We start from the raw sequence: 23,292 nt of genomic DNA, 5'->3' as shown, positions 1-23,292 counted from the left end.
CGGGGCACCCGGCGCAGGCGCGCCCCGGGCGGTGACTTGTCGGCCACGGATAGGTTGTCCCTGGACGAGCGGCCGGGGAGGTCATGGTGCGGGTACTGGTGGTGGAGGACGAGCGCAACCTCGCCGACGCGATCGTCCGGGGGCTGCGTCGGCAGGGCATGGCGGTCGACGTGGCCTACGACGGATCCGCCGGGCACGAGATGGCCTTCGTCACCCGGTACGACGTGGTGGTGCTGGACCGGGACCTGCCCGGCGTGCACGGTGACCAGATCTGTGCCGACCTGGTCACCTCGGGTGCCCTCACCCGGGTGCTGATGCTGACCGCGAGCGGCACGGTCGCCGACCGGGTGGAGGGGTTGCAACTCGGTGCCGACGACTACCTGCCGAAACCCTTCGCCTTCGACGAGCTGGTGGCCCGGGTGCAGGCTCTCGGCCGCCGCGCCACCCCGGTGACTCCGCCGGTGCTCACCGTGGCCGACCTGGTGGTCGACCCGGCCAAGCGGGTCGCCACCCGGGGCGGGGTGGTGGTGGACCTGGCCCGAAAGGAGTTCGGCGTGCTGGAGGAGTTGCTCAAGGCGCGCGGCGCGGTGGTCTCCAGCGAGGAACTCCTCGAACGGGTCTGGGACGCCAACACCGACCCGTTCACCACCACCGTCCGGGTGACCGTGATGACCCTGCGCAAGAAGCTCGGCGATCCACCGCTGATCGAGACGGTGGTCGGTGCCGGCTACCGGGTGCCCGATCCCTACGTACCGGGCCAGGTGAGCGCATGACCGAGCGCAGCGAGGGCATCAGCCTGCTCAGTCGGTCAAGTCGTGCCGACGACGAGCGCAGCGAGGAGGCGGCATGACCGTCTACCTGACCGGACGCCGGCCCCGGCTGCGGCCGACCCTGCGGCTCCGGCTGACCCTGCTCAACGGCGTACTGCTGATCGGCGCCGGGGCCATCCTGCTGCTGCTCGCCTGGTTGCTGGTCGGGGACGCGCTGCGCCCGGCCGACCAGTTGCAGCCCGGCACGCTCGTCGAGCTGACCGATGGCCGGACGATCGACGCGAGACAGTGGCAGGAGCAGGTCGTCCGGGCACATTCGCGGGAGTTGTTGGCCAAGGGCCTGGTGGCGCTGCTGGCGATCAGCGTGGTCGGCGTCGCCGGGGCGTACGCGGTCGCCGGCCGGGCACTGCGGCCGCTGCACCAGGTCACCTCGACGGCGCGCCGGCTCGGCGAGGCCACCCTGGACCAGCGGATCCGCTACTCCGGCGCGGACGACGAGGTGGCCGAACTGGCCGGCACCTTCGACGCCATGCTGGACCGGATCGGTGGCGCCTTCGAGGCGCAGAAACGCTTCGTCGCCAACGCCTCGCACGAGCTGCGTACGCCGTTGGCGGTGATGCGTACCGAGATCGACGTGACGATGGCCGACGACGAGGCGGACGTGGCGGAGTACCGCCGGATGGCGACCGTGGTCCGGGACGCGTCCGAACGGGCCAACAACCTCGTCGACGCGCTCCTCGTACTGGCCCGCAGCGAGGCGCAGGCGGGCCGCCGGCTGGCCCGCAAGGCGCCGACCGACCTCGCCACCGGGGCGAGCGCGGCGCTCTCCGCGATGCGGGCCGAGATGACCCGGCTCAAGCTCCAGGTCGACACGGCCCTGGAACCGGCGCCGGTCGTCGGCGATCCGGGTCTGCTGGAACGGCTGGCCGGCAACCTGGTCGAGAACGCGGTCCGCTACAACCACCTGCACGGCCGACTGTGGGTGCGTACCGGCTCGGATCCCGAGCAGGCCTGGCTGGTGGTCGGCAACACCGGCTTCGAGGTGGAGCAGGGAGACGTACCCGGCCTGTTCGAGGCGTTCCGCCGCGGCGGTCGCGAGCGTACCGGCGCCCGGGGTTCCGGGCTCGGGCTGTCGATCGTCCGAGCGGTGTGCGACGCGCACGGCGGCACTGTCACCGCGGTGGCCCAGAGCGACGGCGGGCTGGAGGTCACCGTGACGCTGCCGGCGGCCGACACCACCCCGGTGGTGGCCGCCTCGGCGGTCGTCCAGGTGTAAGGAAGGGCCCCTTCTTATCGCTTTCTGTAGAAGAAGGGCCCCTTCTTAACGCCTCTGCCGCTCGGCGTCGCGCTCGGCGGCCCGCAGCCGGTCGTCGGTCAGCAGCGGCATGCCGGCGAGCAGGCCGAGGCTCACCAGCGCCATCACGACGAAGACGGTACGCAGCCCGAAGAGTTGGGCCAGCAGGCCACCGGCGGCGGCGCCCAGTGGCAGGGTGCCCCACGCGACGAGCCGATGAACGCTGTTGGCCCGGCCGAGCAGCCGGTCGGGCGTGATCCGCTGCCGCAGCGACACCGTGAGAACGTTCCAGGTGACCCCGCCGGTGGCGCTGACGAAGAGGGCGGCACCGATCAGGAACGGGTTCGTGGTGACGGCCGGGACGCCGACCAGCAGAACGTGCCCGAGGAGGGTCAGGGTGAGCGTACGGGCCCGGCCGAGCTTCCGGCTGATCTGCTCGGCGACGAGTGACCCGAGCACGCTGCCGGCGGCGGCGCTGGTCAGCAGCAGCCCGTAGGCCTGCTCGGAGAGTCCCATCGGGGAGGTGGGGCCGACCGCGTACAGGACGAAGATCGCCATCATCGCGCTGGCGGTGAAGTTGGAGATCCCGACCATGATGGCGAGGGTGCGCAGTAGCCGGTGACGCCGGATGAAGCGCACTCCCTCGGCGATGTCGGCACGGATGGTGCCGCCTCGGGCGCGTTCGACCCGGAACGGGCCAGGTACCAGGAGCAGTGCCGCGACCGCGATCGCCCACAGTGCCGCCGGGATCGTGAAGGCGGCGGCCACGCCCGCCGCGACCAGGAAACCGGCCAGGGGTGGACCGACGAACTCGCTGGTGGTCAACTCGGCCATGTACAGCCGTCCGTTGGCCCGGGGCAGTTGGTCGCGCCCGACGATCTGCGGCAGGATCGCCTGGGCCGAGGTGTCGTAGACCGTCTCGGCGGCGCCGATCCCGAACGCGACGACGTACAGGGTCCAGATCGAGCCGAGGTCGAGGACGACCGTCGCCGCGAGGACACCGAGCAGTACGGCTCGGAGGGTGTTGGCGCCGAGCATCGCCCGGCGGCGGTCCAGGCGGTCGGCGAGGGCGCCGGCCGGCAACGCGAAGAGCAGCCACGGCAGCCGCACCGCCAGGGTCAGTCCCGCGATCAGCAGGGGAGAGCGGGTGAAGCCGACGGCCACCAGCGGCAGTGCGACCTTGATGGTGCCGTCGGCGAGGTTCGACAGACCGGACGAGGTCCACAGGCGCCAGTAGGCCGTGCCCAGCCGTGGTCGTCCGCCGCGGCTCGGAGTTCCGTCGTCGTTCGGAGCGGAGCCACCAGCGCCCATTGATGGAGAATCGCACACCGATGGAGAAAACTCCATCGGTGGGTTACCCCAACCGGTCGACTACGCTTCAGCCATGAGCGAACAGGCCACGCGGCGGCGGCCGGCACCGGGTGGGTCCGACGGCCCACGGGAGCGACGTGAGGCGACGGTCCGCGAGGCGAAGGCCCTGGCCCATCCGCTGCGGTTGCGCATCCTGCGGCTCTGCGGGCAACAGGAGTTGACCAACAAGCAGTTGGCGGACCGGCTCGACCGGGATCCGGGAACGGTGCTCTACCACGTCCGCCACCTGGTCGACGCGGGCCTGCTGGAGCCGGGATCGGTCCGGACCGGCGGCAGCGGAGCCCTGGAAAAGCCCTACCGGTCCACGGGGCAGTCCTGGTGGCTGACGAATGCCCTCCGAGAGTCCCGGCTGGCCCCGATCGAGGCCTTCCAGCACGAGTTGCGCGAGGCGGGTGACGACGCCGTCCAGACGTTGGCACGGTTCGCGCTGCACCTGTCGGCCGAGGACATCGCCGAAATCGACCGCCGGATCGGCGCTCTCCTCGACGAGTACGTCGGCACCGAGAGCGAGCGCCTCGACCAGCCCCTGCACGGCGGCATCTTCGTCCTGCACCGATTCGCCGTGTGAGTCGGGATACCGCCCTCGTGCCGGCGGGAGGCGGTCCGACTCAGGCGACCAGGTCGAGCTCGCGGACCTGCCGCCGGATCGTCCGGAGCCGGGCGGTCGTGATTCCCAGTTCCTGCGCCACGTCGGCATCGCTGGCGTCGGGGCGGGCCGCCTGAATCGCCGCGGCCAGTGCCGCCGTCTCGGTGATCGGTCGACGGGGACGGGCCGAGGCGGAGGAGCCCGCCGTGCTGCCGGACGACGTCCGCTTCCGTGGCGTACCCGCAGCCGCCGCGCGGCCGGGTCGGGCGGCGGGACTGGCCGGCACCGGATTTCCTGGCGCTGAATCGCCCGCAGCCCGACTCTCCGGCCCGGAGTCGCTGGGCAGGGAGTCGCTGGGCGGGGAGTCGCCCGGCCCGGCCGGCGTCGGAACGATCCGAGGGCTCTTCCGGGAGGTGCCCGTCGGAACGACGGTCGCGGCGGCAAGTTGGTCCGCCCGTTCGGCGTTCGCGGCCTGCTCGGCGTTCTCAGCCCGTTCGGCCTTCGCGGCCTGCTCGATGGAAATCCGGCCGCCCAACTCGACCAGGCAGATGCTGGCCACCACGATCAGCCCGTCCACCGAGAGCGGCAGCAGGTACGGCGACGCGCCCGTCTCGCCGTACCGGGCGGCGACCCCCACCATGTGCCAGTACGACACCCAGGCGGCGATCCCGGCGATGGTGGCGGTGGCCGCCATCCTGGCGAACGCCAGCGAGCGGCGGTGCACCGGCACCCGGGAGATCAACTCGACGGTGAGTAGGAGTGCCAGCGGTGGCCAGGCGGCGATGGCCTGGCTGATCGGGTTGTCCCGGGCGTGCAGGACGTTGGCCACCACCGAGGCGGCGACCCCGAGGGTCAGGGTCGCGCGTACGGCCCAGCGGACACGGCGAAGCTGTGGGAGGGGCACCTTTCACTCCTTGCTTGTCGTCGCGCTTCCTCTCGGCCAGTGGACCAGACGGCCCGACCGTCGCTCATCCTTACGGTCAGCGGCGGCCAGCCGGTGCTATAGCGAGATCTCCGGCGTGTCGCTCACAAAGGGTTTGCGATCCGTGTGCTCACCGTGCGAGGCTCGGCCGCCGCCACCCGCGGATGACCTAGGGATGCGCGGTGGACGCTTCCTTCTCCTGTCCGCGCCCCACCCCGGTCCGGTCCGGTCCGGTCCGGGCCGACCGCCCGCACCCGGCGAGGTGCACCTGCCCGCTGTGGAGTAGCCACGTGAGTTCGACGATCTACAACATCAGCTTCGACTGCGCCGACCCGTACGAGTTGGCCGGTTTCTGGGCCGAGGCGCTCGACCGCTCCCGGCACCCGGAGGACCAGCCCGGCGACGACGAGACGGTGCTGCTCCCACCGGGAGGCGTCGGTCCGCAGGTCTACTTCCAGCGGGTGCCGGAGGGCAAGTCGGGGAAGAACCGCCTGCACATCTGCCTGCAACCGACCGACCGGACCCGGGACGCGGAGGTCGATCGCCTGATCGGGCTGGGCGCCACCCACGTCGCCGACCATCGCGAGCCGGACGGCACCGGCTGGGCGGTGCTCGCCGACCCGGAGGGCAACGAGTTCTGCGTCCTACGCAGCGCCGCCGAGCGCGGGTAGGAAGCGCCCCTGCTCGTCCCGGCTCAGTTCGCCGGGTCGGCGAACCTGTCCAGAGCGTCGCGTACCCGCCTCCGGGAGGTGTCGCTGCCGGTGTGTCCGGAGTCCTCGACCACGACCAGTTCGGCGTCGGGCCAGGCGCGGGCGAGCGCCCAGGCGGTGTCGAGGGGGCCGCCCAGGTCGAGGCGTCCGTGGATCAGCACGCCGGGGATGCCGGCCAGGCGATCGGCGTCGCGTAGCAGGACGCCCTCGGCCAGCCACGCCCCGTGCGCGAAGTAGTGCGTGCAGATCCGGACGAACGCCAGCAGCCCGGCCGGCGCCCGGTTGCTGTAGGCGTTGGGTGTTCCGTTGGGCTCCATCGAGATGACCGTGTCCTCCCACGCGACCCAGGAGTTGGCGGCCCGGCCGCGTACGTCGGGGTCGGGGTGCTCCATCAGGCGCGCGTACGCGGCGACGAGGTCGCCGTCCCGGTCGGCCTCGGGTACGCCGTCACGGAACCGTTCCCACTGTTCCGGAAAGAAGCGGCCGACGCCCCGGTAGAGCCAGTCGATCTCCGACCGTCGGGTCGTGGTGACGCTGAAGATGACGATCTCGGAGACCCGGTTCGGGTGGCGCTGCGCGTACGCGAGGATGAGCGTCGAACCCCACGAGCCGCCGTAGAGCAGCCACCTGTCGATGCCCAGGTGCTCCCGGAGCCGTTCCATGTCGGCGATCAGGTGCTCGGTGGTGTTGTGGCTCAGGTCCGTTCCCGGATCGCTGGCGTGCGGCGTACTGCGTCCGCAGCCACGCTGGTCGAACAGGACGAGCCGGTACCGGGCCGGGTCGAAGTAGCGGCGGATCCCCGCGGAGGCACCGGATCCCGGTCCGCCGTGCACGACCAGCGCCGGCTTGCCTCCCGGGTTGCCGCAGGACTCCCAGTACACGCGGTTGCCGTCCCCGACGTCGAGCATCCCGTGGTCGTACGGCTCCACCGGTGGATACAACTCGACCATGTTCCGATTCCTCCGGTCCGGCGCGGCGACAGCGTCGTCACGGTAGCCGGTGATCGGGGACCTGGGCGTACGGCGAGCGACGTGCGCGAGCCGGGACAGGTCCCCGATCACCACGTTCTCGGGGGGATGGACAACGATCAGGAGGGCAGGCTGGCCGCGCCCCGGGGCAGGAAACGGCGGCCGGTGACCCGTTCGGAGGTGCCGGTCCGGTCCAGGTACGGCGTGACGCCGCCGAGGTGGAACGGCCAGCCCGCGCCGAGCAGCATGCACAGGTCGATGTCCTGCGGCTCGGCCACCACGCCCTCGTCCAGCATCAGCCGGGTCTCCTGGGCGAGCGCGTCCAGCGCGCGCTGACGTACCTCTTCGGGGGTCAGCGGCGACGAACCCACCTGGAGCAGCCCGGCGACCTCGGGGTTGACGTCGCCGTCGACCACGAGCGGCTTACCGGACTCGGCGATCCGCCGCAGGTTCTCGCTGACCCCGAACCGGTCCGGGAAGGCGGCGTGCAGCGTCCCGCCGACGTGGTACGCCACCGCCGGTCCGACGAGCTGGAGGAGTGCCAGCGGGCGCATCGGCAGGCCGAGCGGGTCGAGTGCGGCGTCGGCCACCTCCGGTGGGGTACCCGCGTCCACGGCCGCGAAGATCTCGCCGAGGAAGCGGGTCAGCAGCCGGTTCACCACGAACGCCGGGGCGTCGGCGACCAGTACGCAGGACTTGCGCAGCGCCTTGCCGACCGCGAACGCGGTGGCCAGGGTGGCGTCGTCGGTCCGCTCGCCCCGGACGATCTCCAGTAGCGGCAGTACGGCGACCGGGTTGAAGAAGTGGAACCCGACCACCCGCTCCGGGTGCTCCAGGTCGGCGGCCATCGCGCTGACCGACAGCGAGGAGGTGTTGGTGGCGAGCACCGCCTCCGGGGAGACGATCTTCTCCAGTTCCGCCCACACCTGCTTCTTGACGGCCAGGTCCTCGAAGACGGCCTCGATCACGAAGTCGGCGTCGGCGAAGACGCTCTTGTCGACCGAGCCGCTGACCAGGCCGCGCAGGGTGGCGGCCGTACCCTCGGGGAGCCGGCCCCTGCCGACCAGCTTGTCGATCTCGGCGTGCACGTAGCCGACGCCTTTGTCCACCCTGGACTGGTCGAGGTCGGTGAGCACCACCGGCACCTGGAGCCGGCGGGCGAACAGGAGCGCGAGCTGCGAGGCCATCAGGCCGGCGCCGACGATGCCGACCTTGGTCACCGGGCGGGCCAGCTCCTTGTCCGGCGCCCCGGCCGGTCGCTTGGCCCGCCGCTGCACGAGGTCGAAGGAGTACAGGCCGCTGCGCAGCTCCTCGCTGAAGATCAGCTCGGCCAGCGCGTCCACCTCGGCGACCATTCCGGCGGGCAGGTGATCAGGGGCGTCGCCCGGAGTACGCCGGGCCGGCGCCTCCCGGGCCAGTTCCAGCAGCTCCAGCGCCTTGTACGCGGCCGGGACCGCGCCGTGCAACCGCTCGTCCAGCATCTGCCGGGCGAAGTAGAGCACGCCGTCCCACATCTCGCGGTCGACCTCGGGCCTGGCCACCTCGACCTCGCCGCGCACCACCCCGGCCGCCCACTCCAGCGAGCGCTCCAGGAAGTCGGCCGGCTCGAAGAGCGCGTCGGCGATGCCCAACTCGGCGGCCTGCTTCGGCTTGAGCATCTTGTTCTGCATCAGCGGGTTCTGGATGATCACCTGCGCGGCACCGGCGATGCCGATCAGGTTCGGCAGCAGTTGGGTGCCGCCCCAGCCCGGGACCAGCCCGAGGGAGACCTCGGGCAGGGCCAACGCCGCCGCGCCGCCGGAGAGCGTCCGGTAGTGGCAGTGCAGGGCCAGTTCCAGGCCGCCGCCCATGGCGGCGCCGTTGACGAAGGCGAACGTCGGCACGGTGCTGTCTCGCAGCCGGGCGAAGACCCGGTGCCCGAGCAGGCCGATCTCGCGGGCCTGGGCCCGGTCGGCGAGCAGCGGCATGCCGGTCACGTCGGCGCCGACGCAGAAGATGTACGGCTTGCCGGTGACCGCGACGAACGCCGGATCGGCGGCCAGCGCACCGGTGATCGCCTCGTCCAGACTGGACAGTCCCGCCGGGCCGAAGGTGTTCGGCCTGGTGTGGTCGAGGCCGTTGTCCAAAGTGATCAGTGCGACCGGCCGGTCCAGTCCGGGCACGTCCACCAGCCGCAGCAGCGACCGGGTGATCACCTCTTTGGGGTTACGGGGAATCGTCACTGTGCCGCCTCCCAATCGCACTGCGGGGATCGCAAACCCGGCTCACTCTTCGCGCTCATCGACCGTCGCCTTCCCAGGCCGGGTTCTCCCAGATGACCGTGCCGCCCATGCCGATCCCGATGCACATCGCGGTGACGCCGTACCGCACCTCGGGGTGCTCCGCGAACTGCCGGGAGAGCTGGGTCATCAGCCGTACCCCGGAGGAGGCGAGCGGGTGGCCGATGGCGATCGCGCCGCCCCACTGGTTGACCCGGGGGTCCTCGTCGGCGATGCCGAAGTGGTCGAGGAACGCCAGCACCTGCACCGCGAACGCCTCGTTCAGCTCGAACAGGCCGATGTCGTCGATGGACAGTCCGGCGATCCGCAGCGCCTTCTCGGTCGACGGGATCGGGCCGTAGCCCATCACCTCCGGCTCGACCCCGACGAAGCCGTACGAGACCAGCCGCATCCCCACCGGCAGCCCCAGTTCCCGGGCGACGTCCTCGGCGGCGAGCAGGCTGGCGGTGGCGCCGTCGTTGAGTCCGGCCGCGTTGCCGGCGGTGACCCGCCCGTGTGGCCGGAACGGCGTCTTCAGGGTGGCGAGCTTCTCCAGCGACGTTTCCCGGGGCGCCTCGTCGACGCTGGCCAGCCCCCAGCCGGTCTCGGGGTCGCGTACCGCCACCGGCACCAGGTCGCCCTGGAGCTTGCCGTTGGCGTACGCCTTGGCGGTCTTGAGCTGTGAAGCGAGCGCGAACGCGTCGGCGCGCTCCTTCGTGATGTGCGGGACCCGGTCGTGCAGGTTCTCCGCGGTGGAACCCATCACCAGGGCGGACGGGTCGACCAGCTTCTCGGCGAGGATCCTCGGGTTCGGGTCGACGCCCTCGCCCATCGGGTGCCGGCCCATGTGCTCGACCCCACCGGCGATCGCCACGTCGTAGGCGCCCATGGCGATGCCGCCGGCCACGGTGGTGACCGCGGTCATCGCGCCGGCGCACATCCGGTCGATGGCGTAACCCGGCACGGTCCTGGGCAGACCGGCCAGCAGTGCGGCGGTACGGCCGATGGTGAGGCCCTGGTCGCCGATCTGGGTGGTGGCGGCGATGGCCACCTCGTCGACCCGCTCCGGCGGCAGTTGCGGGTTGCGGCGCATCAGTTCGCGGATGCAGCGGATCACCAGATCGTCGGCGCGGGTGTGGGCGTACATCCCACCCGCCTTGCCGAACGGGGTGCGGACGCCGTCGACGAAGACGACCTCCCGGACTTCACGGGGCACTTGAGCCTCCTCCTCGATGTACCCCGGATGCTACTAGCCGGTAACTACTGTCGTTTGCGCCCCCGGTGTGGTCCGGACCACATATGGTCCGGCTGGATGACCGTAATCCCGCTATCAGCCGTTAAACGGCCAGCAATAGCGAAAAGCGACTGAATCAGGGCGCAATCCGTCGTTGACGGTGGCCCGGAGATGGCGGCGCGGGCGGAGGTACGGGGATGAAGGTACTGGTCGCGGGGGGTGCGGGCTTCATCGGCAGCACCATCGCATCGGCCTGCCTGGACGACGGCATCGAGCCGGTGATCCTGGACAACCTCTGCACCGGACGGGTCGAGTTCACCCGGGGCCGGACCTTCTACCGGGGCGACATCGCGGACGGCCCACTGGTCGACCGGATCTTCAGCGAACATCCCGAGATCAGCGCCGTGGTGCACGCGGCGGCGCTGATCGTGGTGCCGGAGTCGGTGGCCGAGCCGCTGCGCTACTACCGGGAGAACGTCGCCAAGTCGCTGGACTTCGTCGACCACGTGCTGCGCAACGGGATGCACCGGTACGTCTTCAGCTCCTCCGCCTCGATCTACCGCACCGGCGACGACTTCTCCGTCGACGAGACGTCGCCGCTGGAGCCGACCAGCCCGTACGCCCGAACCAAGGCGTTGATGGAGATGGTGCTCGCGGACACCGCCGAGGCCACCCCGCTGCGGGTGCTGTCGCTGCGCTACTTCAACCCGATCGGCGCGGATCCCGAGCTGCGTACCGGGCTCCAGGTGGCGCAGCCGACCCACGCCCTGGGCAGGATGATCAGCGCCTGGGAGGACGACGAGGAGTTCCTGATCACCGGCACCGACTGGCCCACCCGGGACGGCTCCGGAATCCGTGACTACGTACACGTCTGGGACCTGGCCCGCGCGCACGTCCAGGCGCTGCGCCGGTTCGACGAGATCCTTCCGGCCGACGGCGACCGGTCCGTGGAGGTGGTCAACCTCGGCACCGGCGACGGCACCACGGTGCGGGAACTCGTCGCCGCCTTCGCCGAGGCGGTGGGGCCGCTGCGGATCCGGGAGGCGCCGGCCCGGCCGGGCGACGGGGCCGGCTCGTTCACCCGCAGCACCCGGTGCCGCAGCTTGCTCGACTGGAAGCCGGAGTTCTCGGTCGCGGACGCGATCCGGCACTCCCTGGCCTGGGCCCGGGTCCGCGACGAGGTGCTCGGCGCCTACTCGGAGGTACCGGCCGAGCGGGTTCCGGCACGCTGACGGCCGTCACCGCCCGATCGTCCCCGGCCGGGCACGCCCGTCGTGGTCGGCACCGGCCACCCGGCCGGTCGGGTCCGACCGGATGGCTGGTGCCGGGGACGTCAGGCGGCCGGTTCGGCCAGCGCCACCGCGAGTTCCTCGGAGATCAGGCCGACCTGCCAGCTCCGGGCGCCGTAGCCGCGCAGCGTCTCGGCGACCGTCTCCGGGCTGATCTCCTCCGGCGGGATCCAGGCCAGCCGGCGCACGGAGTCGGGTGTGATCAGGTTCTCCGGCGGCAGGGTGTGCGCGGCGGCGATCCGGGTGACCACCTCACGGCACCGTGCCAGCCGGGCCGCCGCCACCGGATCGCGTTCCGCCCAGCGGTGCGGCGGCGGTGGGCCGTCGATCGTCGGGCTCACCGGCAGTGCGTCGTCCGGCAGTTGCCGGGCATCGGCCAGCGCGTCCAGCCAGGTGCGGACGAGCCGGCGTACCGACCGTCCGCCGAAGCCGGGCAGCATCAGCAGGGTCCGCTCGTCCTTCGGATCCATCTCGGCGGCGGCGATGATCGCCGCGTCGGGCAGTACCCGGCCGGGCGCGGAGTCGCGGCGGGAGGCGATCTCGTCCCGGGCGTACCACAGCGACCGGACCCGGGCCTGGGCCCGCGCCCCCCGGACCCGGTGGATGCCGGAGGTACGACGCCACGGATCGGGGCGCTGCCGCAGCGGCTGGGCACCCCAGGCCACCAGCGCGGCGAACTCCTCCGCCGCCCACTTCTCCTTGCCCTGGCGTTCCAGTTCGACCGCCAGCGCGTCCCGCAGGTCCGTGAGCATCTCCACGTCCAGGGCGGCGTAGGTCAGCCAGGACTCCGGCAGCGGCCGGCTGGACCAGTCGGCGGCGGAATGGTGCTTCTCCAGGGTGAAGCCGAGTAGCGCTTCGGTCAGCGCGGCCAGGCCGACCCGCTCGAAGCCGGCCAGCCGGGCGGCCAGTTCGGTGTCGAAGAGCCGGCGTGGACGTAGACCGAGATCGGCCAGGCAGGCGAGGTCCTGGCTGGCGGCGTGGAGTACCCACTCGGCCTCGGCGATCGCCTCGTCGAGGGTACGGAGATCGCCCAGGGGCAGCGGGTCGATGAGCACGGTGCCCGCCCCGGCTCGCCGGAGCTGGACCAGGTAGGCGCGTTGGCTGTAGCGATAGCCGGAGGCGCGCTCGGCGTCAACGGCGACCGGGCCGGTGCCCGCGGCGAATCGGGACACCAGCTCGGCCAGGCCGGCGGGTGTCTCGATCGGGGCCGGGGTGCCGTCACGAGGGGCGAGAAGCGGTACGGGCCCGCCGGGCGTTGGGTCGGGCCCCACGGTCTCGGGTTCCGGCGCGGGCGCCGGAAGGCTGTGCGGCTCGTCCCCTGCTCGGCGTTGCGCGGCCCGACGGCGCAGGGGTGGTTCGTCGGTCACCTGACAACCCTAGTCTTAGCCCCGATCCCCCCGACGCAGCCGGTCCGGCGAGTCGGGTCCAGTGCGACGGCTGGGGCGGTTGGAACGATTGGGATTCCGGCCCTGCGCAGGGAAAGCGGTCCGGTCGCGGTCGTACCGGTCGGGGCCGACCGCTCAGGCGGCCCCGGCGGGGCGGGACTGGGGCAGCGCGGTGACTCCGGGCGGCGGCAGGCCGGCGGTGGAGGCGAGCAGGGTGCACCAGGCCAGCAGATGGGCCCGCAGGTCGTCGTCCGTCGGGGTCCAGGAGGCGCGGATCTCGATGTCACCGGCGGCCGGCGGACCGGCCAGGTCGCCGAACCGGGTCGACATGGTCTGCGTCACCGTGCCGCCGAGTGCCCGGTACGCCGCCTCCCGCGCCTGGAGCGCATCGGTCAGCCAGGTCCAGCCGACGCCGGGCAGCAGTGGGTCGGCGGCGAGGTCGATCTCCAACTCGGCGGTGACGAAGGTGACCAGGCGCAGGGTGCCCTGCCACGCCTCGTGTCCGGCGGGATCGTGCAGCAGGATCAGTCGCCCGGTGGCCACCTCCTCGCCGTCGCGCCGCACGGTGGCGCTCAGCGCGAAGGCGTACGGGGCCAGCCGCTGCGGGGCACCCACCTCCTCGAGGAGGATCTCCTCGCGCGGCTCCGCCGAGCGCAACCCCGCCACCGCACGGGCGAAGGTCTCGGGTTGCACGATCGGGGACGCCATATCCGCAGCCTAAGCCGATCGTGTGCGAGGTGGTGGGCCGCCGCGCCGGGCAGGTCGGGCCCACGGGTGCCGACGTCGGATCGACGGGCTCCGGGGATGGCGGTCGGTGGTGGGTCCGGCGCCGGCCGGCTACGCCACAAAACCCGGCGGTGCGCGTCGCCGGCACCGGGCCGCGTGGCACGATTGCGCCGATGAGCACCACGACTGCGGGCAACGCGGCCCGAGACGACAAACCGACCACGGGCGGGCCGGCGGATTCACCGTTCGTCCGGGCCTGCCGGCGCGAGCCGGTACCGCACACCCCGGTCTGGTTCATGCGGCAGGCAGGCCGCTCGTTGCCGGAGTACCGCGAGGTCCGGGCCGGCATCGGCATGCTGGACTCCTGTCGCCGGCCCGAACTGGTCCGCGAGATCACCCTCCAGCCGGTGCGCCGGCACCACGTCGACGCGGCGATCCTGTTCAGCGACATCGTCGTACCGGTGGCCGCCGCCGGGGTGGACCTGGACATCGTGCCCGGCACGGGCCCGGTGGTGGCCGAGCCGGTCCGCACCCTCGCCGACGTCGAGCGGATCCGCACGATCGACCCCGCCGATGTGTCCTATGTGGACGAGGCGGTCCGGATGCTCGTCGCCGAACTCGGGGACACCCCGCTGATCGGCTTCGCCGGTGCGCCGTTCACCCTGGCCAGCTACCTCGTCGAGGGAGGGCCGTCGCGCAACCACGTCCGGACCAAGGCGCTGATGCACGGCGCGCCCGAGGTCTGGCACGCGTTGCTCGCCCGGCTGGCCGAGATCACCCTGGCGTTCCTCCGGGTGCAGATCGCCGCGGGCGTCTCGGCGGTGCAGCTCTTCGACTCGTGGGCCGGAGCGCTCTCCGAGGCCGACTACCGCAGGTTCGTGCTGCCACACTCGGCGGCGGTGCTGAGCGGGCTGGCCGGCGCCGGAGTGCCCCGGATCCACTTCGGGGTCGGCACCGCCGAACTGCTCGGCGCGATGGCCGAGGCCGGGGCGGACGTGGTCGGAGTGGACTGGCGTACCCCGCTGGACGCGGCGACGGTGCGGATCGGGCCGGGCAAGGCGGTGCAGGGCAACCTGGACCCGGCGATCCTGTTCGCGCCCTGGCCGGTGATCGAGGCCGAGGTGCGTCGGGTGCTCGCCGAGGGTGCCAAGACGCCGGGGCACATCTTCAACCTCGGGCACGGAGTGCTGCCGGAGACCGACCCCGAGGTGCTGACCCGGGTCGTCGCCCTGGTCCACGAGGCGTCCGCGAGCTGAGCGGAGAGGCGGGCACGCGTGAGCGAGGTGACGGCGTGAACGACACGGCACGGGACGGTGGCCTGCGGATCGCCGTGGTGGGTGGCGGAATCGCCGGGCTGGCCGCCGCGGTACGGCTGCGCGACCGGCTTCCCCCGGACACCACGATCACCGTGTACGAGCAGTCCGGTGACCTCGGGGGCAAGCTCCGGACCGGATCGCTGGCCGGTTCGACCGTCGAGTTCGGCGCCGAGGCGTTCCTGCTCCGTGACCCGGCCGGTGGAAACTCCGCCGCCGTCGCGCTGGCCCGCCGGGTCGGGCTGGCCGACGAGCTGGTGAACCCGGCGACCGGGCGGGCGGCACTGGCGATCGGTGGCGAGCTGCGGCCGATGCCCACCGGCACCCTGGTCGGGGTACCCGGAAACCTGGACTCGGTGGTGACGGTCGCCCGGCCGGAGGCGGAGCGGGACCGCGACGGCGGCGGCCCGTTGCTCGGGCCGGACGAGGATCCGACGGTCGGCGAACTGGTCCGGCGCCGGCTCGGCGACGAGGTGGTCGACCGGCTGGTCGACCCGATGCTCGGCGGGGTCTACGCCGGCCGGGCCGACGAGCTGTCCCTGGCCGCCACGATGCCGGGGCTGGCCCGCGCGGCGCGGACCGAACCGACCCTGACCGGGGCGGTACGGGCGGCCATGGCGGTGGCTCCGCGTCCGGCCGGTACACCGGTCTTCGCGACCGTCCGGGGCGGGGTGAGCCGGCTGGTGGCCGCCGCCGCCGAGGCCAGCCGCGCGGAGATCAGGCTGAACGCGGCGGTACGTGAACTCGCACCCACCCCGACCGGCTGGCGGCTGGTCATCGGCCCGACCCGCGACCCGGAACTGGTCGAGGTCGACGCGGTGGTGCTGGCCCTGCCGGCCCGTCCGGCCGCCCGGCTGCTGGCCGGCGTCGACGTCGCGATCGGCGCGCTGGTCGGCCGGCTGGACTACGCCAGCGTGGCGCTGGTCAGCCTGGCGCTGCCCGAGGGCGCGCTTCCCGCCGCCGCCTCCGGCGCTGCCGGGCCGACCGGATCCGCCCCAGTGGTGCCGGCGGAGCTGTCCGGTTTCCTGGTGCCGGCGACCGAGGGCACCCTGATCAAGGCGGCCACCTTCTTCACCAGCAAGTGGGCACACCTGCGCCGGCCGGACGGCACCGTACTGCTGCGCGCCTCGGTCGGCCGGTACGGCGAGGAGCACCTGCTGCAACGCGCCGACGAGGAACTGCTCTCGGCCGTACACCGGGAGTTGGCCGCGCTGCTCGGGCCGGGACTGCCCGAGCCGGTCGCCGGCCACGTGCAACGCTGGGGCGGAGCGCTGCCGCAGTACGCCCCCGGTCACCTGGACCGGGTGGCCGCGGCCCGGGCGGCCCTGCGGACCGCACATCCCCACCTCGCGCTGGCCGGTGCCGGCTACGACGGGGTGGGCATCCCGATCTGCGTACGGTCCGGGGAGACCGCGGCGGAGGAGATCATCAAGGTGTTGGGAGTATCGAGGGCATGAGTGCGGAGCAGAGCGGCGGTTCGGAGCAGAGCAACGCGGCGCGGTTGCGTGAGCTGAACGAGAGCATCCGGTACACGATGTGGTCGGTGTTCCGGGCCTCCGGCCCGCTGCCGGAGGTACGCGACGGCGTCGCCGCCGAGGTGGAGTCGCTGTTCGAGGAACTGGCCGGCAAGGACGTGGTGGTGCGGGGCAGCTACGACGTCTCCGGGCTGCGCGCCGACGCGGACCTGATGATCTGGTGGCACTCGACGTCGAGCGACGCGCTGCAGGACGCGTACGGGCGACTGCGGCGTACCGCCCTCGGCCGGAACCTCACCCCGGTCTGGTCGCAGATGGCGCTGCACCGGCCGGCGGAGTTCAACAAGAGCCACGTTCCGGCGTTCCTGGCCGGCGAACCCGCTCGCGACTACATCTGCGTCTACCCGTTCGTCCGCTCGTACGAGTGGTACCTGCTGCCCGACGCCGAGCGCCGGGAGATGCTGGCCGAGCACGGCAGGATGGCGCGCGGCTACCCGGACGTCCGGGCGAACACGGTGGCCTCGTTCGCGCTCGGCGACTACGAGTGGATGCTCGCCTTCGAGGCCGACGAGCTGCACCGGATCGTCGACCTGATGCGCGACCTGCGGGGCTCCCGGGCCCGCCGGCACGTCCGCGACGAGGTGCCGTTCTACACCGGCCGCCGGCGCGGCATCGGCGAACTGGTCAACGCGCTTCCGTAGCGACCGACCCGCCGACTCGCGGCCGGTCCACCGGGTCGCGGCGCATCGGGACGTGCGGGATGCCGTCCTCGACGTACTCGGGACCGGTGGGGGTGAAGCCGTAGCGGGCGTAGAAGTCGACCAGGCGCGTCTGGGCATCCAGCACGCACGTCCGGTGTCCGACCACGGCCAGCGCCTCGGTCATCAGCCGCCCGGCGTGCCCGCCGCCCCGGTCGGCCCGGGCCACGGCGACCCGGCCGATCCGCTCCACGCCGCCGGGATCGGAGAGCAGCCGGAGGTACGCGAACGGCACCCCGTTCCGGGACAGCCACAGGTGCCGGGCGCCCGGCTCGACGTCCCGCCCGTCGAGTTCGGGGTAGGCGCACTCCTGCTCGACGACGAAGACGTCGACCCGGAGCTTCAGCAGGTCGTGCAGGGTCCGGGCGTCGAGGTCGGCGAACCCGGCGACCCGGAACTCGATCCGCTCTGCGGGATGCGCCTGCGGCGGGTGTGTCTGCGGCTGATGCATTCCCGCGATGCTAGTGCGACCGCGCGGGGCCGCCGCTGACCGGTCCGCCGGGCCGTCGCGGACGGTCAGGCCGGTCGGGCCCCGACGGCGTCCCGGATCTCCGCCCCGCGCTCGCCCTCGACCACCCGGGCGCAGTGCGCACAGCAGAAGAACCGGCCGGACACCTCGACGCCGTGTCCGATGATCCGGACCCCGCAGTGTTCACAGACCGGGGCGAGCTTGTGGGCCGCGCACTCGAACGAGTCGAACGTGTGCACGTCGCCGCTCATCGTCCTGACCTCGAACGCCAGCCAGTAGTCGTTGCCGCAGACCTCGCAGGTCGCCATGACAAACCCCCCGTTTCGGACATCTACCCAGATCCTACGTGCCCAACGGGTCGAGGCGCATCGAGACCGAGTTGATGCAGTACCGGGCGTTCGTCGGGGTGTACCCCTCACCGTCGAAGCGGTGCCCGAGGTGGGAGTCACAGTTGGCACACCGGACCTCGACCCGGACCATCCCGAGCGAGCGGTCCTCCACGTAGCGGATCGCGCCGGGCAGCGCCTTGTCGAAGCTCGGCCAGCCGCAGTGCGAGTCGAACTTCGTGTCACTGGCGAAGAGTTCCGCGCCACAGGCCCGGCAGTGGTAGGTGCCGGGGGTGGTGGTCTCCACGTACTCCCCGGTCCACGGGCGTTCCGTGCCGGCCTGGCGCAGTACCCGGAACTCCTCCGGGCTCAGCCGTACCCGCCACTCTTCCTCGCTCGTCGGAAGCCCGCTCTGCCCGTCGGTCCGGGCACTGTTGTCGTCGACAGCCATACCCCTACGGTACGGCGGAGATCTTCGACCCGACGGGCAGCGGCTAATCACCGGCCGGGACATCTGGTCGTTGACAGGACATGCGGGCGGCCACCAGGCCGGGCGGGAACAGTCGGAGGCGGCACCAGGGTCCGGTGCTGGCCGAATTCCGGCTGACCTGGCGGCAGGCGCTGGTCCGGGGGCTCCGCTGGGGCGGGCTGGGCAGTGCCGCCGTGCTCGTGATCGTCACCGCCGTACCCGGCGAGCGCGAGCTGTCGGAACTGGTCTGGGTCGCCGTCCTCGCGCCGCTGCCGCTCGGTGCGCTGTGCGGGACCGCCACCCGGTTCCGGGTCCGCACCCGGCTGGACGAGACGGGAATCCGCAGCCGTTCGTTCGGACCGCGCGCCTTCGTGTCCTGGCACAGCGCGGTCGCCGTTCGGGCGGAGCGCCGTGCCGGCCGTACCCTCGTCGCGGTCTACCTCGTCGACGGCACCACACTGCGGCTCCGGGCGCCGTACGACGGCGGACCGCTCGATCGGGATCCCCGGTTCGAGCAGAAGCTCGTGCTGATCGGCCAGCTCTGGGAGGCACACCTGTACGGCAACCCGCCCGACTGATCCCCATCGGCAGGCCGATGTCGGACCGGTGGCATAGGGTCGCGGAATGGGTGGCAGCGCGAAGGCGAAGCCCGTCGAGGTCGAGGTGGCCGGGCACACGGTACGGCTGAGCAGTCCGGACCGGGTCTACTTTCCGCGTCGAGGGTTCACCAAAAAGGACATGTTCGACTACTACCTCGCGGTCGGTGACGGGATCATGCGGGCCCTCGGCAACCGGCCGACGGCGTTGCAGCGCTTCCCCGAGGGCATCGAGGGGGAGATGTTCTACCAGAAGCGGGTGCCGGCCCGGGGCGTACCGCCGTGGATCCAGACCGCGAAGATCCAGTTTCCGAGCGGCCGGAGCGCCGACGAACTCTGCCCGGCCGACCTGGCGCACGTCGCCTGGGCCGCCCAGATGGGCACGGTGGTGTTCCACCCCTGGCCGGTCCGGGGCACCGACGTGGACCGCCCGGACGAGCTGCGGATCGATCTCGATCCCCAGCCGGGCACGGACTTCGGCGACGCGGTGGAGGCGGCCGGCGAGGTCCGCACCGTGCTCGACGAACTGGGCGCTGTCGGTTACCCGAAGACCTCCGGCGGCCGGGGAGTGCACATCTACCTGCGGATCGAGCCGCGCTGGACCTTCACCGAGGTACGCCGGGCCGTGATCGCCTTCGCCCGGGAGATCGAACGCCGCCGCCCCGACCTGGTCACCACCTCCTGGTGGAAGGAACAGCGCGGCGAGAAGGTCTTCATCGACTACAACCAGATGGCCCGGGACCGCACCATCGCCTGCGCCTACTCGCTGCGGGCCAACGCCCGGGCCACCGTCTCGACTCCGGTCACCTGGGACGAACTGCCGGACGTGGAGCCGGACGACTTCGACCTGCGTACCGTGCCGGAGCGGGTGGCGAAGATCGGCGATCCGCACGCCGGCATCGACGACACCCCCTGGGACATCACGCCGCTCCTGGAGTGGGCCGACCGCGACGACCACGACGGCTCCGGCGACCTCCCCTACCCGCCCGACCATCCCAAGATGCCCGGCGAACCGAAGCGGGTCCAGCCCTCCAAGGACCGCGACCGCAAGGAGAGTTGAAAGGAGGGGGCCCTTCTTATCGCTTTTTGCATGAGAAGGGCCCCCTCCCAACTCACCTGATCGCGTACGCCCGGATGACCGTGCTGGTCACGGTGTTGCCGGCCGAGTCCACCGCGTACGCCCGCAGCGAGACGTGACCGGCCTGCCTCGGGTGCTGGATCGTCGCGACGTATCCTTCGCGCAGTTTCCGGGTCGGCACCTTCTGCCAGGTCCGGCCGTCGTCGAACGAGACCGACACCTCGGCCGAGCGGACCTTGCCGGCGGTGGCCTGCTGGGTGACGACGAGCGGGACCGCCAGCCGGCTCCCGGTCCGGGCCGAGTTGTCGATCGCCAGCTCCGGCGCGAACCCGATCGTGGTGAGCGGCAGTTCACCCTGCTGCTCCGCCGAGGTGCGGAACGTCCACTCCGACTCCAGTCGGGTGACCAGCGGGGTCGGGATGTCGAAGGCGTACCGCATCCGGTATTTCTCCGCCTCCACGCCGACCTGCCAGTTCCCGTACAGGAAGTCGTACGCGCCGAGGAGGGTGTCACCCTGGCGCAGGGTCAGCTCGTGGTTCTGCATCCCGTACGGCAGGCCCAGGTGACCGGCCGCGTCGGTGTAGGTGTCGAAGGTGGTCCGGATGGTGTCGCCCTCCCGTACCGCCGCCGCCCAGCCAGGGGAGCGCTGTGCCACGGTCACCGTGATCGGCATGGCGTTCCAGCGTTCCCGGTAGCTCCGACCGGCCCGGTACTCCGCAGCCGTGGGGTGCGCCCAGGAGGTGACGGTGCCCGGGACGGCCGTTCCCTCCTCGACGACGGTCGACTGCCAGCCGAGGTTCCCGCCGTAGTACTCGGTACGCCGGACCGGTGGCTGCACCGGCGGAAGCGCCGAGCCGGAGAGCCAGACGTCCTCCGGCGGGAGCGGCTGGTTGTACCGGGTCGACTCCACCTCCGGGGCGTTGCGGGCGTACTCGGCGGTCACCGTGGCCAGGTCCCTCGACCGGACCCGCCGGGTGAACCCGGTGACGAAGGAGCCGGGGACGTGCCAACCCAACTGGTAGACGTCCGCACCGCCGGCCGAGGCGCCGTCCCGGGCCGGACCCTGGAACACCGCCTGTAGGTAGCTGCCGATACCGGGTACGTCCCTCGGGCCGAGACCGGCGGTCCGGATCGTGCGGGGGTCACCCTGCACCGACTCGGTCCACCAGCGGCCGTCGCCGGTCTGCGTCAGCGCCACCTGTGCGTCGTAGGGCACCGCCTTCCGGTCGGGCACGGTGATGTCGATCGGACGCGCCCGGCCGGCGTCCAGCGGCACCTCCTGATTGCGGTCGGCCACCACCCGAGGGTTGGCGAGGAAGCTGACCGTTCCGTCCGTCTCGACCACGGCGGCGGTGACCGCCCAGGTGGAGTTGAGCGGGACCCGGTAGTGCTCCGCCGGCTCGTACGTCACGAACTCCTCGCCGCTGGCCAGATCGCGGAGCTTGATGAAGGTGGTGATCGGCGCGGTGTCGCCACGCCCGACCGTGCGGACGTTCAGGCTGGCCGCCGGAGGTTCCCGGAAGGTACTGAACGGGGTGCCGAGGCTTACCCCGTCGGCGGTGGCGACCAACCGGCCGCTGAACACGCCGTACGCCTCGCCGCCGATCCGCTCGTCCACGGTGACGTCGACCGAGGCGGCACCGCCGGCCGGCACGGTCACCGTGGACGCGCCGAGCGCCAGTAGCCCGGCGGGGGCGGTCCCGTCGACCGCCAGGTCCAGCGTGACCGCTGCCGTACCGGAGTTGTGGTACGTCAGCTTCCGGCTCGTCGGCCCGTCGGTGAGCGGCCATTCGAGCGCACCGAGGCCCAGCGACGGCGGGGTGACGGTGACCTGCTGGCCGAGCGCCCGACCGACCTGCACATGGCCGGCGCCCTGGCCGAAGACGTCGGCACCGTCGAGCGGCTCGGCCGAGGCCATCAGCGTGGCCTTGGTCTGGTCGGCCCGCCAGTCCGGATGCGCCTGGGCGAGCAGTGCCGCCGCGCCCGCCACGTGCGGGGAAGCCATCGAGGTGCCGGTGGCCGAGAAGTACTGCCCCTCCGGCAGCGGCGGCAGCCCGGCCGGGGCCCGCGCCGCCATGATCTCGGTACCGGGAGCGGCGATGTCCGGCTTGACGGCGTAGTCGGCGACGCGTGGGCCCGGCAACGACGACGTGTTCAGCTCGCCGGTCTTGGTCCAGTTGGCGACCGAGAGCGCGGCGTCGGCGGTCGACGGCGAGGCCACCCGGTACGGCGCGAACGGGTTGGCGTTGCCGGCGGCCACCACGAACAGGGTGCCGAACTCGGCGGTCAGGTCGTTGACCGCCGCCTCCAGCGGGTCGACTCCGGGTTCGTCGGTTCCGCCGAGGCTCATGTTCACCACCTTGGCGCCGGACTCCGCCGCCCACTGCATGCCGGCGATCACCGCCGAGTCCGGGCAGACCCCGCGACCGTCGTCCAAGCGGTAGCAGACCTTGCCGTCCAGCAGGGCGGCGCCGGGCGCGACCCCCTTGTACCGACCGGCCGAGGCGGCGCCGCTGCCCACGATCGTGCTCGACACGTGGGTGCCGTGCCCGACGAGGTCCGCCGGCCCCTCGTACTCGGGAACGAAGTTCTTCCGCTCGACGACCTTGCCGGCGAGGTCCGGGTGGCTGTCGTCGATCCCGGTGTCCAGCACCGCGACCCTGACTCCGGAACCGTCGTACCCCGCCTGCCATGCGGCCGGGGCACCGACCCGGGGCACGCTCACGTCCAGCGTCGACCTGCGGACGCCGTCGAGCCAGATCTTGCCGTCGGTGAGCGAGGTGCGGGTGGTCTGCCAGGTCCTCGCCAGGTCGCCGATCGGCACCTTGGTGGCGAACCCGTCGACGGCGGCCAGGTCGGGGCCGTCCGCCAACCCGCGTACCCGGGCCGCGTCCGAGACCAGCAGCGGCAGGTACGACAGCTTGTCGAATTCGGAGCCGAGCAGTTCGGTGACGTTGAACAACCGCTCGTCCAACCGGTCCGCCTTCAACAGCGGTAGGGCGTCCGAGGGTACGAGGTAGTCGGACTTCTCCCGCTGGTAGCGGAGGAAGTGCACACCCGAGCGGGGCATGGCGGTGATGCTCCTGCCGTGCACGGTCACCCGGTCACCGGTGAACAGCGTCACCACGCGGGTGCTTTCGCGCTCCGAGGCTGCCGGCACCGAGGGTGTGGGCCGGGGCTCGGCGGACGCGCCGACCGGGGTGGTGCCGACGAGTCCGGCCGCCACGATCAGGGCAGCCGCGCCATACGCCAGATAGCGGCGTTGTCGCATGGGGGTCTCCATTTCAACGCGACA

21 protein-coding genes are annotated in these 23,292 nt (G+C 72.2%); 10 read left to right on the top strand and 11 right to left on the bottom strand.

Going from position 1 to position 23,292, the window contains the following annotated elements:
* Nucleotides 1-86 precede the first annotated feature (86 nt).
* A complete protein-coding gene (locus ACFP2T_RS12985) occupies nt 87-773 on the top strand; it encodes a response regulator transcription factor (RefSeq protein ID WP_377422769.1) in 687 nt (228 codons plus the stop codon).
* 73 nt (nt 774-846) lie between these two features.
* Nucleotides 847-2,046, top strand: coding sequence for a sensor histidine kinase (locus tag ACFP2T_RS12980; RefSeq protein ID WP_377421145.1), 1,200 nt, complete (start codon nt 847-849; stop codon nt 2,044-2,046).
* Between the two features lie 45 nt (nt 2,047-2,091).
* On the opposite strand, the gene ACFP2T_RS12975 is transcribed toward ACFP2T_RS12980, so the two are convergent.
* On the bottom strand, nt 2,092-3,375 hold the full coding sequence (locus tag ACFP2T_RS12975; RefSeq protein WP_377421143.1) for an MFS transporter: 1,284 nt from the start codon (nt 3,373-3,375) through the stop codon (nt 2,092-2,094).
* A 73-nt stretch (nt 3,376-3,448) separates the two neighbouring features.
* Here ACFP2T_RS12975 and ACFP2T_RS12970 point away from each other — a divergent pair, with 73 nt between their 5' ends.
* Nucleotides 3,449-4,003, top strand: a complete 555-nt coding sequence (locus tag ACFP2T_RS12970; RefSeq protein WP_377421141.1) for an ArsR/SmtB family transcription factor — start codon at nt 3,449-3,451, stop codon at nt 4,001-4,003.
* 40 nt (nt 4,004-4,043) lie between these two features.
* On the opposite strand, the gene ACFP2T_RS12965 is transcribed toward ACFP2T_RS12970, so the two are convergent.
* Nucleotides 4,044-4,925, bottom strand: coding sequence for a DUF2637 domain-containing protein (locus ACFP2T_RS12965; RefSeq protein WP_377421139.1), 882 nt, complete (start codon nt 4,923-4,925; stop codon nt 4,044-4,046).
* A gap of 308 nt (nt 4,926-5,233) precedes the next feature.
* On the opposite strand from ACFP2T_RS12965, the gene ACFP2T_RS12960 reads away from it, so the two are divergent.
* The gene (locus tag ACFP2T_RS12960; protein WP_377421137.1) at nt 5,234-5,614 is read left to right on the top strand and encodes a VOC family protein; all 381 of its coding nucleotides are present in this window, start codon (nt 5,234-5,236) and stop codon (nt 5,612-5,614) included.
* A gap of 23 nt (nt 5,615-5,637) precedes the next feature.
* Here ACFP2T_RS12960 and pip read toward each other — a convergent pair whose 3' ends face one another.
* From pip to ACFP2T_RS12945, 3 genes are all read right to left on the bottom strand, one after another.
* Complete coding sequence (gene pip, locus ACFP2T_RS12955; protein WP_377421135.1) at nt 5,638-6,603, bottom strand: prolyl aminopeptidase; 966 nt, start codon at nt 6,601-6,603, stop codon at nt 5,638-5,640.
* A 137-nt stretch (nt 6,604-6,740) separates the two neighbouring features.
* Entirely contained in the window at nt 6,741-8,837 is a 2,097-nt protein-coding gene (locus ACFP2T_RS12950) for a 3-hydroxyacyl-CoA dehydrogenase NAD-binding domain-containing protein (RefSeq protein WP_377422767.1), read from the bottom strand.
* 61 nt (nt 8,838-8,898) lie between these two features.
* Nucleotides 8,899-10,095, bottom strand: a complete 1,197-nt coding sequence (locus tag ACFP2T_RS12945) for a thiolase family protein (RefSeq protein ID WP_377421133.1) — start codon at nt 10,093-10,095, stop codon at nt 8,899-8,901.
* A gap of 215 nt (nt 10,096-10,310) precedes the next feature.
* On the opposite strand from ACFP2T_RS12945, the gene galE reads away from it, so the two are divergent.
* Nucleotides 10,311-11,345: a UDP-glucose 4-epimerase GalE gene (gene galE / locus ACFP2T_RS12940; protein ID WP_377421131.1), complete on the top strand. Its 1,035-nt coding sequence runs from the start codon at nt 10,311-10,313 to the stop codon at nt 11,343-11,345.
* 101 nt (nt 11,346-11,446) lie between these two features.
* Here the strand turns inward: galE and ACFP2T_RS12935 are convergent, their stop codons facing one another.
* Both ACFP2T_RS12935 and ACFP2T_RS12930 read right to left on the bottom strand, forming a co-directional pair.
* Nucleotides 11,447-12,769, bottom strand: coding sequence for a ribonuclease D (locus ACFP2T_RS12935; RefSeq protein WP_377421129.1), 1,323 nt, complete (start codon nt 12,767-12,769; stop codon nt 11,447-11,449).
* 153 nt (nt 12,770-12,922) lie between these two features.
* Nucleotides 12,923-13,495: a DUF3000 domain-containing protein gene (locus tag ACFP2T_RS12930; RefSeq protein WP_377421127.1), complete on the bottom strand. Its 573-nt coding sequence runs from the start codon at nt 13,493-13,495 to the stop codon at nt 12,923-12,925.
* Nucleotides 13,496-13,686: 191 nt separating this feature from the next.
* Between ACFP2T_RS12930 and hemE the strand changes: the two genes are divergently transcribed.
* Genes hemE through hemQ form a run of 3 tightly spaced genes read left to right on the top strand, consistent with a single transcriptional unit; the run spans nt 13,687 to nt 17,002 of the window.
* Complete coding sequence (gene hemE / locus ACFP2T_RS12925; RefSeq protein ID WP_377421126.1) at nt 13,687-14,769, top strand: uroporphyrinogen decarboxylase; 1,083 nt, start codon at nt 13,687-13,689, stop codon at nt 14,767-14,769.
* A 35-nt stretch (nt 14,770-14,804) separates the two neighbouring features.
* Nucleotides 14,805-16,283, top strand: a complete 1,479-nt coding sequence (hemG, locus tag ACFP2T_RS12920) for a protoporphyrinogen oxidase (protein WP_377421125.1) — start codon at nt 14,805-14,807, stop codon at nt 16,281-16,283.
* Nucleotides 16,280-17,002 carry a hydrogen peroxide-dependent heme synthase gene (hemQ, locus tag ACFP2T_RS12915; RefSeq protein ID WP_377421123.1) on the top strand — a complete coding sequence of 241 codons (723 nt, stop codon included), beginning with the start codon at nt 16,280-16,282 and terminating at the stop codon, nt 17,000-17,002. The genes hemG and hemQ overlap by 4 nt, the downstream gene beginning before the upstream one ends.
* Here the strand turns inward: hemQ and ACFP2T_RS12910 are convergent.
* From ACFP2T_RS12910 to msrB, 3 genes are all read right to left on the bottom strand, one after another.
* Nucleotides 16,986-17,510, bottom strand: a complete 525-nt coding sequence (locus tag ACFP2T_RS12910; RefSeq protein WP_377421121.1) for a GNAT family N-acetyltransferase — start codon at nt 17,508-17,510, stop codon at nt 16,986-16,988. The genes hemQ and ACFP2T_RS12910 overlap by 17 nt on opposite strands.
* A gap of 65 nt (nt 17,511-17,575) precedes the next feature.
* A complete protein-coding gene (locus ACFP2T_RS12905) occupies nt 17,576-17,836 on the bottom strand; it encodes a Prokaryotic metallothionein (protein ID WP_192767823.1) in 261 nt (86 codons plus the stop codon).
* A 34-nt stretch (nt 17,837-17,870) separates the two neighbouring features.
* Nucleotides 17,871-18,305, bottom strand: coding sequence for a peptide-methionine (R)-S-oxide reductase MsrB (msrB, locus tag ACFP2T_RS12900; RefSeq protein WP_377421119.1), 435 nt, complete (start codon nt 18,303-18,305; stop codon nt 17,871-17,873).
* A 134-nt stretch (nt 18,306-18,439) separates the two neighbouring features.
* On the opposite strand from msrB, the gene ACFP2T_RS12895 reads away from it, so the two are divergent.
* Both ACFP2T_RS12895 and ligD read left to right on the top strand, forming a co-directional pair.
* Entirely contained in the window at nt 18,440-18,901 is a 462-nt protein-coding gene (locus ACFP2T_RS12895; RefSeq protein WP_377421117.1) for a hypothetical protein, read from the top strand.
* A 46-nt stretch (nt 18,902-18,947) separates the two neighbouring features.
* Complete coding sequence (ligD, locus tag ACFP2T_RS12890) at nt 18,948-19,979, top strand: non-homologous end-joining DNA ligase (protein ID WP_377421115.1); 1,032 nt, start codon at nt 18,948-18,950, stop codon at nt 19,977-19,979.
* 52 nt (nt 19,980-20,031) lie between these two features.
* Here the strand turns inward: ligD and ACFP2T_RS12885 are convergent, their stop codons facing one another.
* Nucleotides 20,032-23,268 (bottom strand): S8 family serine peptidase, encoded by a 3,237-nt coding sequence (locus ACFP2T_RS12885; protein WP_377421113.1) that lies wholly within the window; start codon nt 23,266-23,268, stop codon nt 20,032-20,034.
* Nucleotides 23,269-23,292: the final 24 nt, after the last annotated feature.

The organism is Plantactinospora solaniradicis, assembly GCF_042658085.1.
Classification (GTDB): Bacteria; Actinomycetota; Actinomycetes; order Mycobacteriales; family Micromonosporaceae; genus Plantactinospora; species Plantactinospora solaniradicis.
This window is presented reverse-complemented; position numbering and strand designations above follow the sequence as displayed.

What these genes read in the sequence shown, in the direction of transcription:
- ACFP2T_RS12910 (WP_377421121.1), bottom strand. Translation starts at nt 17,510, where the DNA reads ATGCATCAGCCGCAGACACACCCGCCGCAGGCGCATCCCGCAGAGCGG.
- msrB (WP_377421119.1), bottom strand. Translation starts at nt 18,305, where the DNA reads ATGGCTGTCGACGACAACAGTGCCCGGACCGACGGGCAGAGCGGGCTT.
- hemE (WP_377421126.1), top strand. Translation starts at nt 13,687, where the DNA reads ATGAGCACCACGACTGCGGGCAACGCGGCCCGAGACGACAAACCGACC.
- galE (WP_377421131.1), top strand. Translation starts at nt 10,311, where the DNA reads ATGAAGGTACTGGTCGCGGGGGGTGCGGGCTTCATCGGCAGCACCATC.
- ligD (WP_377421115.1), top strand. Translation starts at nt 18,948, where the DNA reads ATGGGTGGCAGCGCGAAGGCGAAGCCCGTCGAGGTCGAGGTGGCCGGG.
- pip (WP_377421135.1), bottom strand. Translation starts at nt 6,603, where the DNA reads ATGGTCGAGTTGTATCCACCGGTGGAGCCGTACGACCACGGGATGCTC.
- ACFP2T_RS12980 (WP_377421145.1), top strand. Translation starts at nt 847, where the DNA reads ATGACCGTCTACCTGACCGGACGCCGGCCCCGGCTGCGGCCGACCCTG.
- hemQ (WP_377421123.1), top strand. Translation starts at nt 16,280, where the DNA reads ATGAGTGCGGAGCAGAGCGGCGGTTCGGAGCAGAGCAACGCGGCGCGG.
- ACFP2T_RS12975 (WP_377421143.1), bottom strand. Translation starts at nt 3,375, where the DNA reads ATGGGCGCTGGTGGCTCCGCTCCGAACGACGACGGAACTCCGAGCCGC.
- ACFP2T_RS12970 (WP_377421141.1), top strand. Translation starts at nt 3,449, where the DNA reads ATGAGCGAACAGGCCACGCGGCGGCGGCCGGCACCGGGTGGGTCCGAC.
- ACFP2T_RS12885 (WP_377421113.1), bottom strand. Translation starts at nt 23,268, where the DNA reads ATGCGACAACGCCGCTATCTGGCGTATGGCGCGGCTGCCCTGATCGTG.
- ACFP2T_RS12905 (WP_192767823.1), bottom strand. Translation starts at nt 17,836, where the DNA reads ATGGCGACCTGCGAGGTCTGCGGCAACGACTACTGGCTGGCGTTCGAG.
- ACFP2T_RS12930 (WP_377421127.1), bottom strand. Translation starts at nt 13,495, where the DNA reads ATGGCGTCCCCGATCGTGCAACCCGAGACCTTCGCCCGTGCGGTGGCG.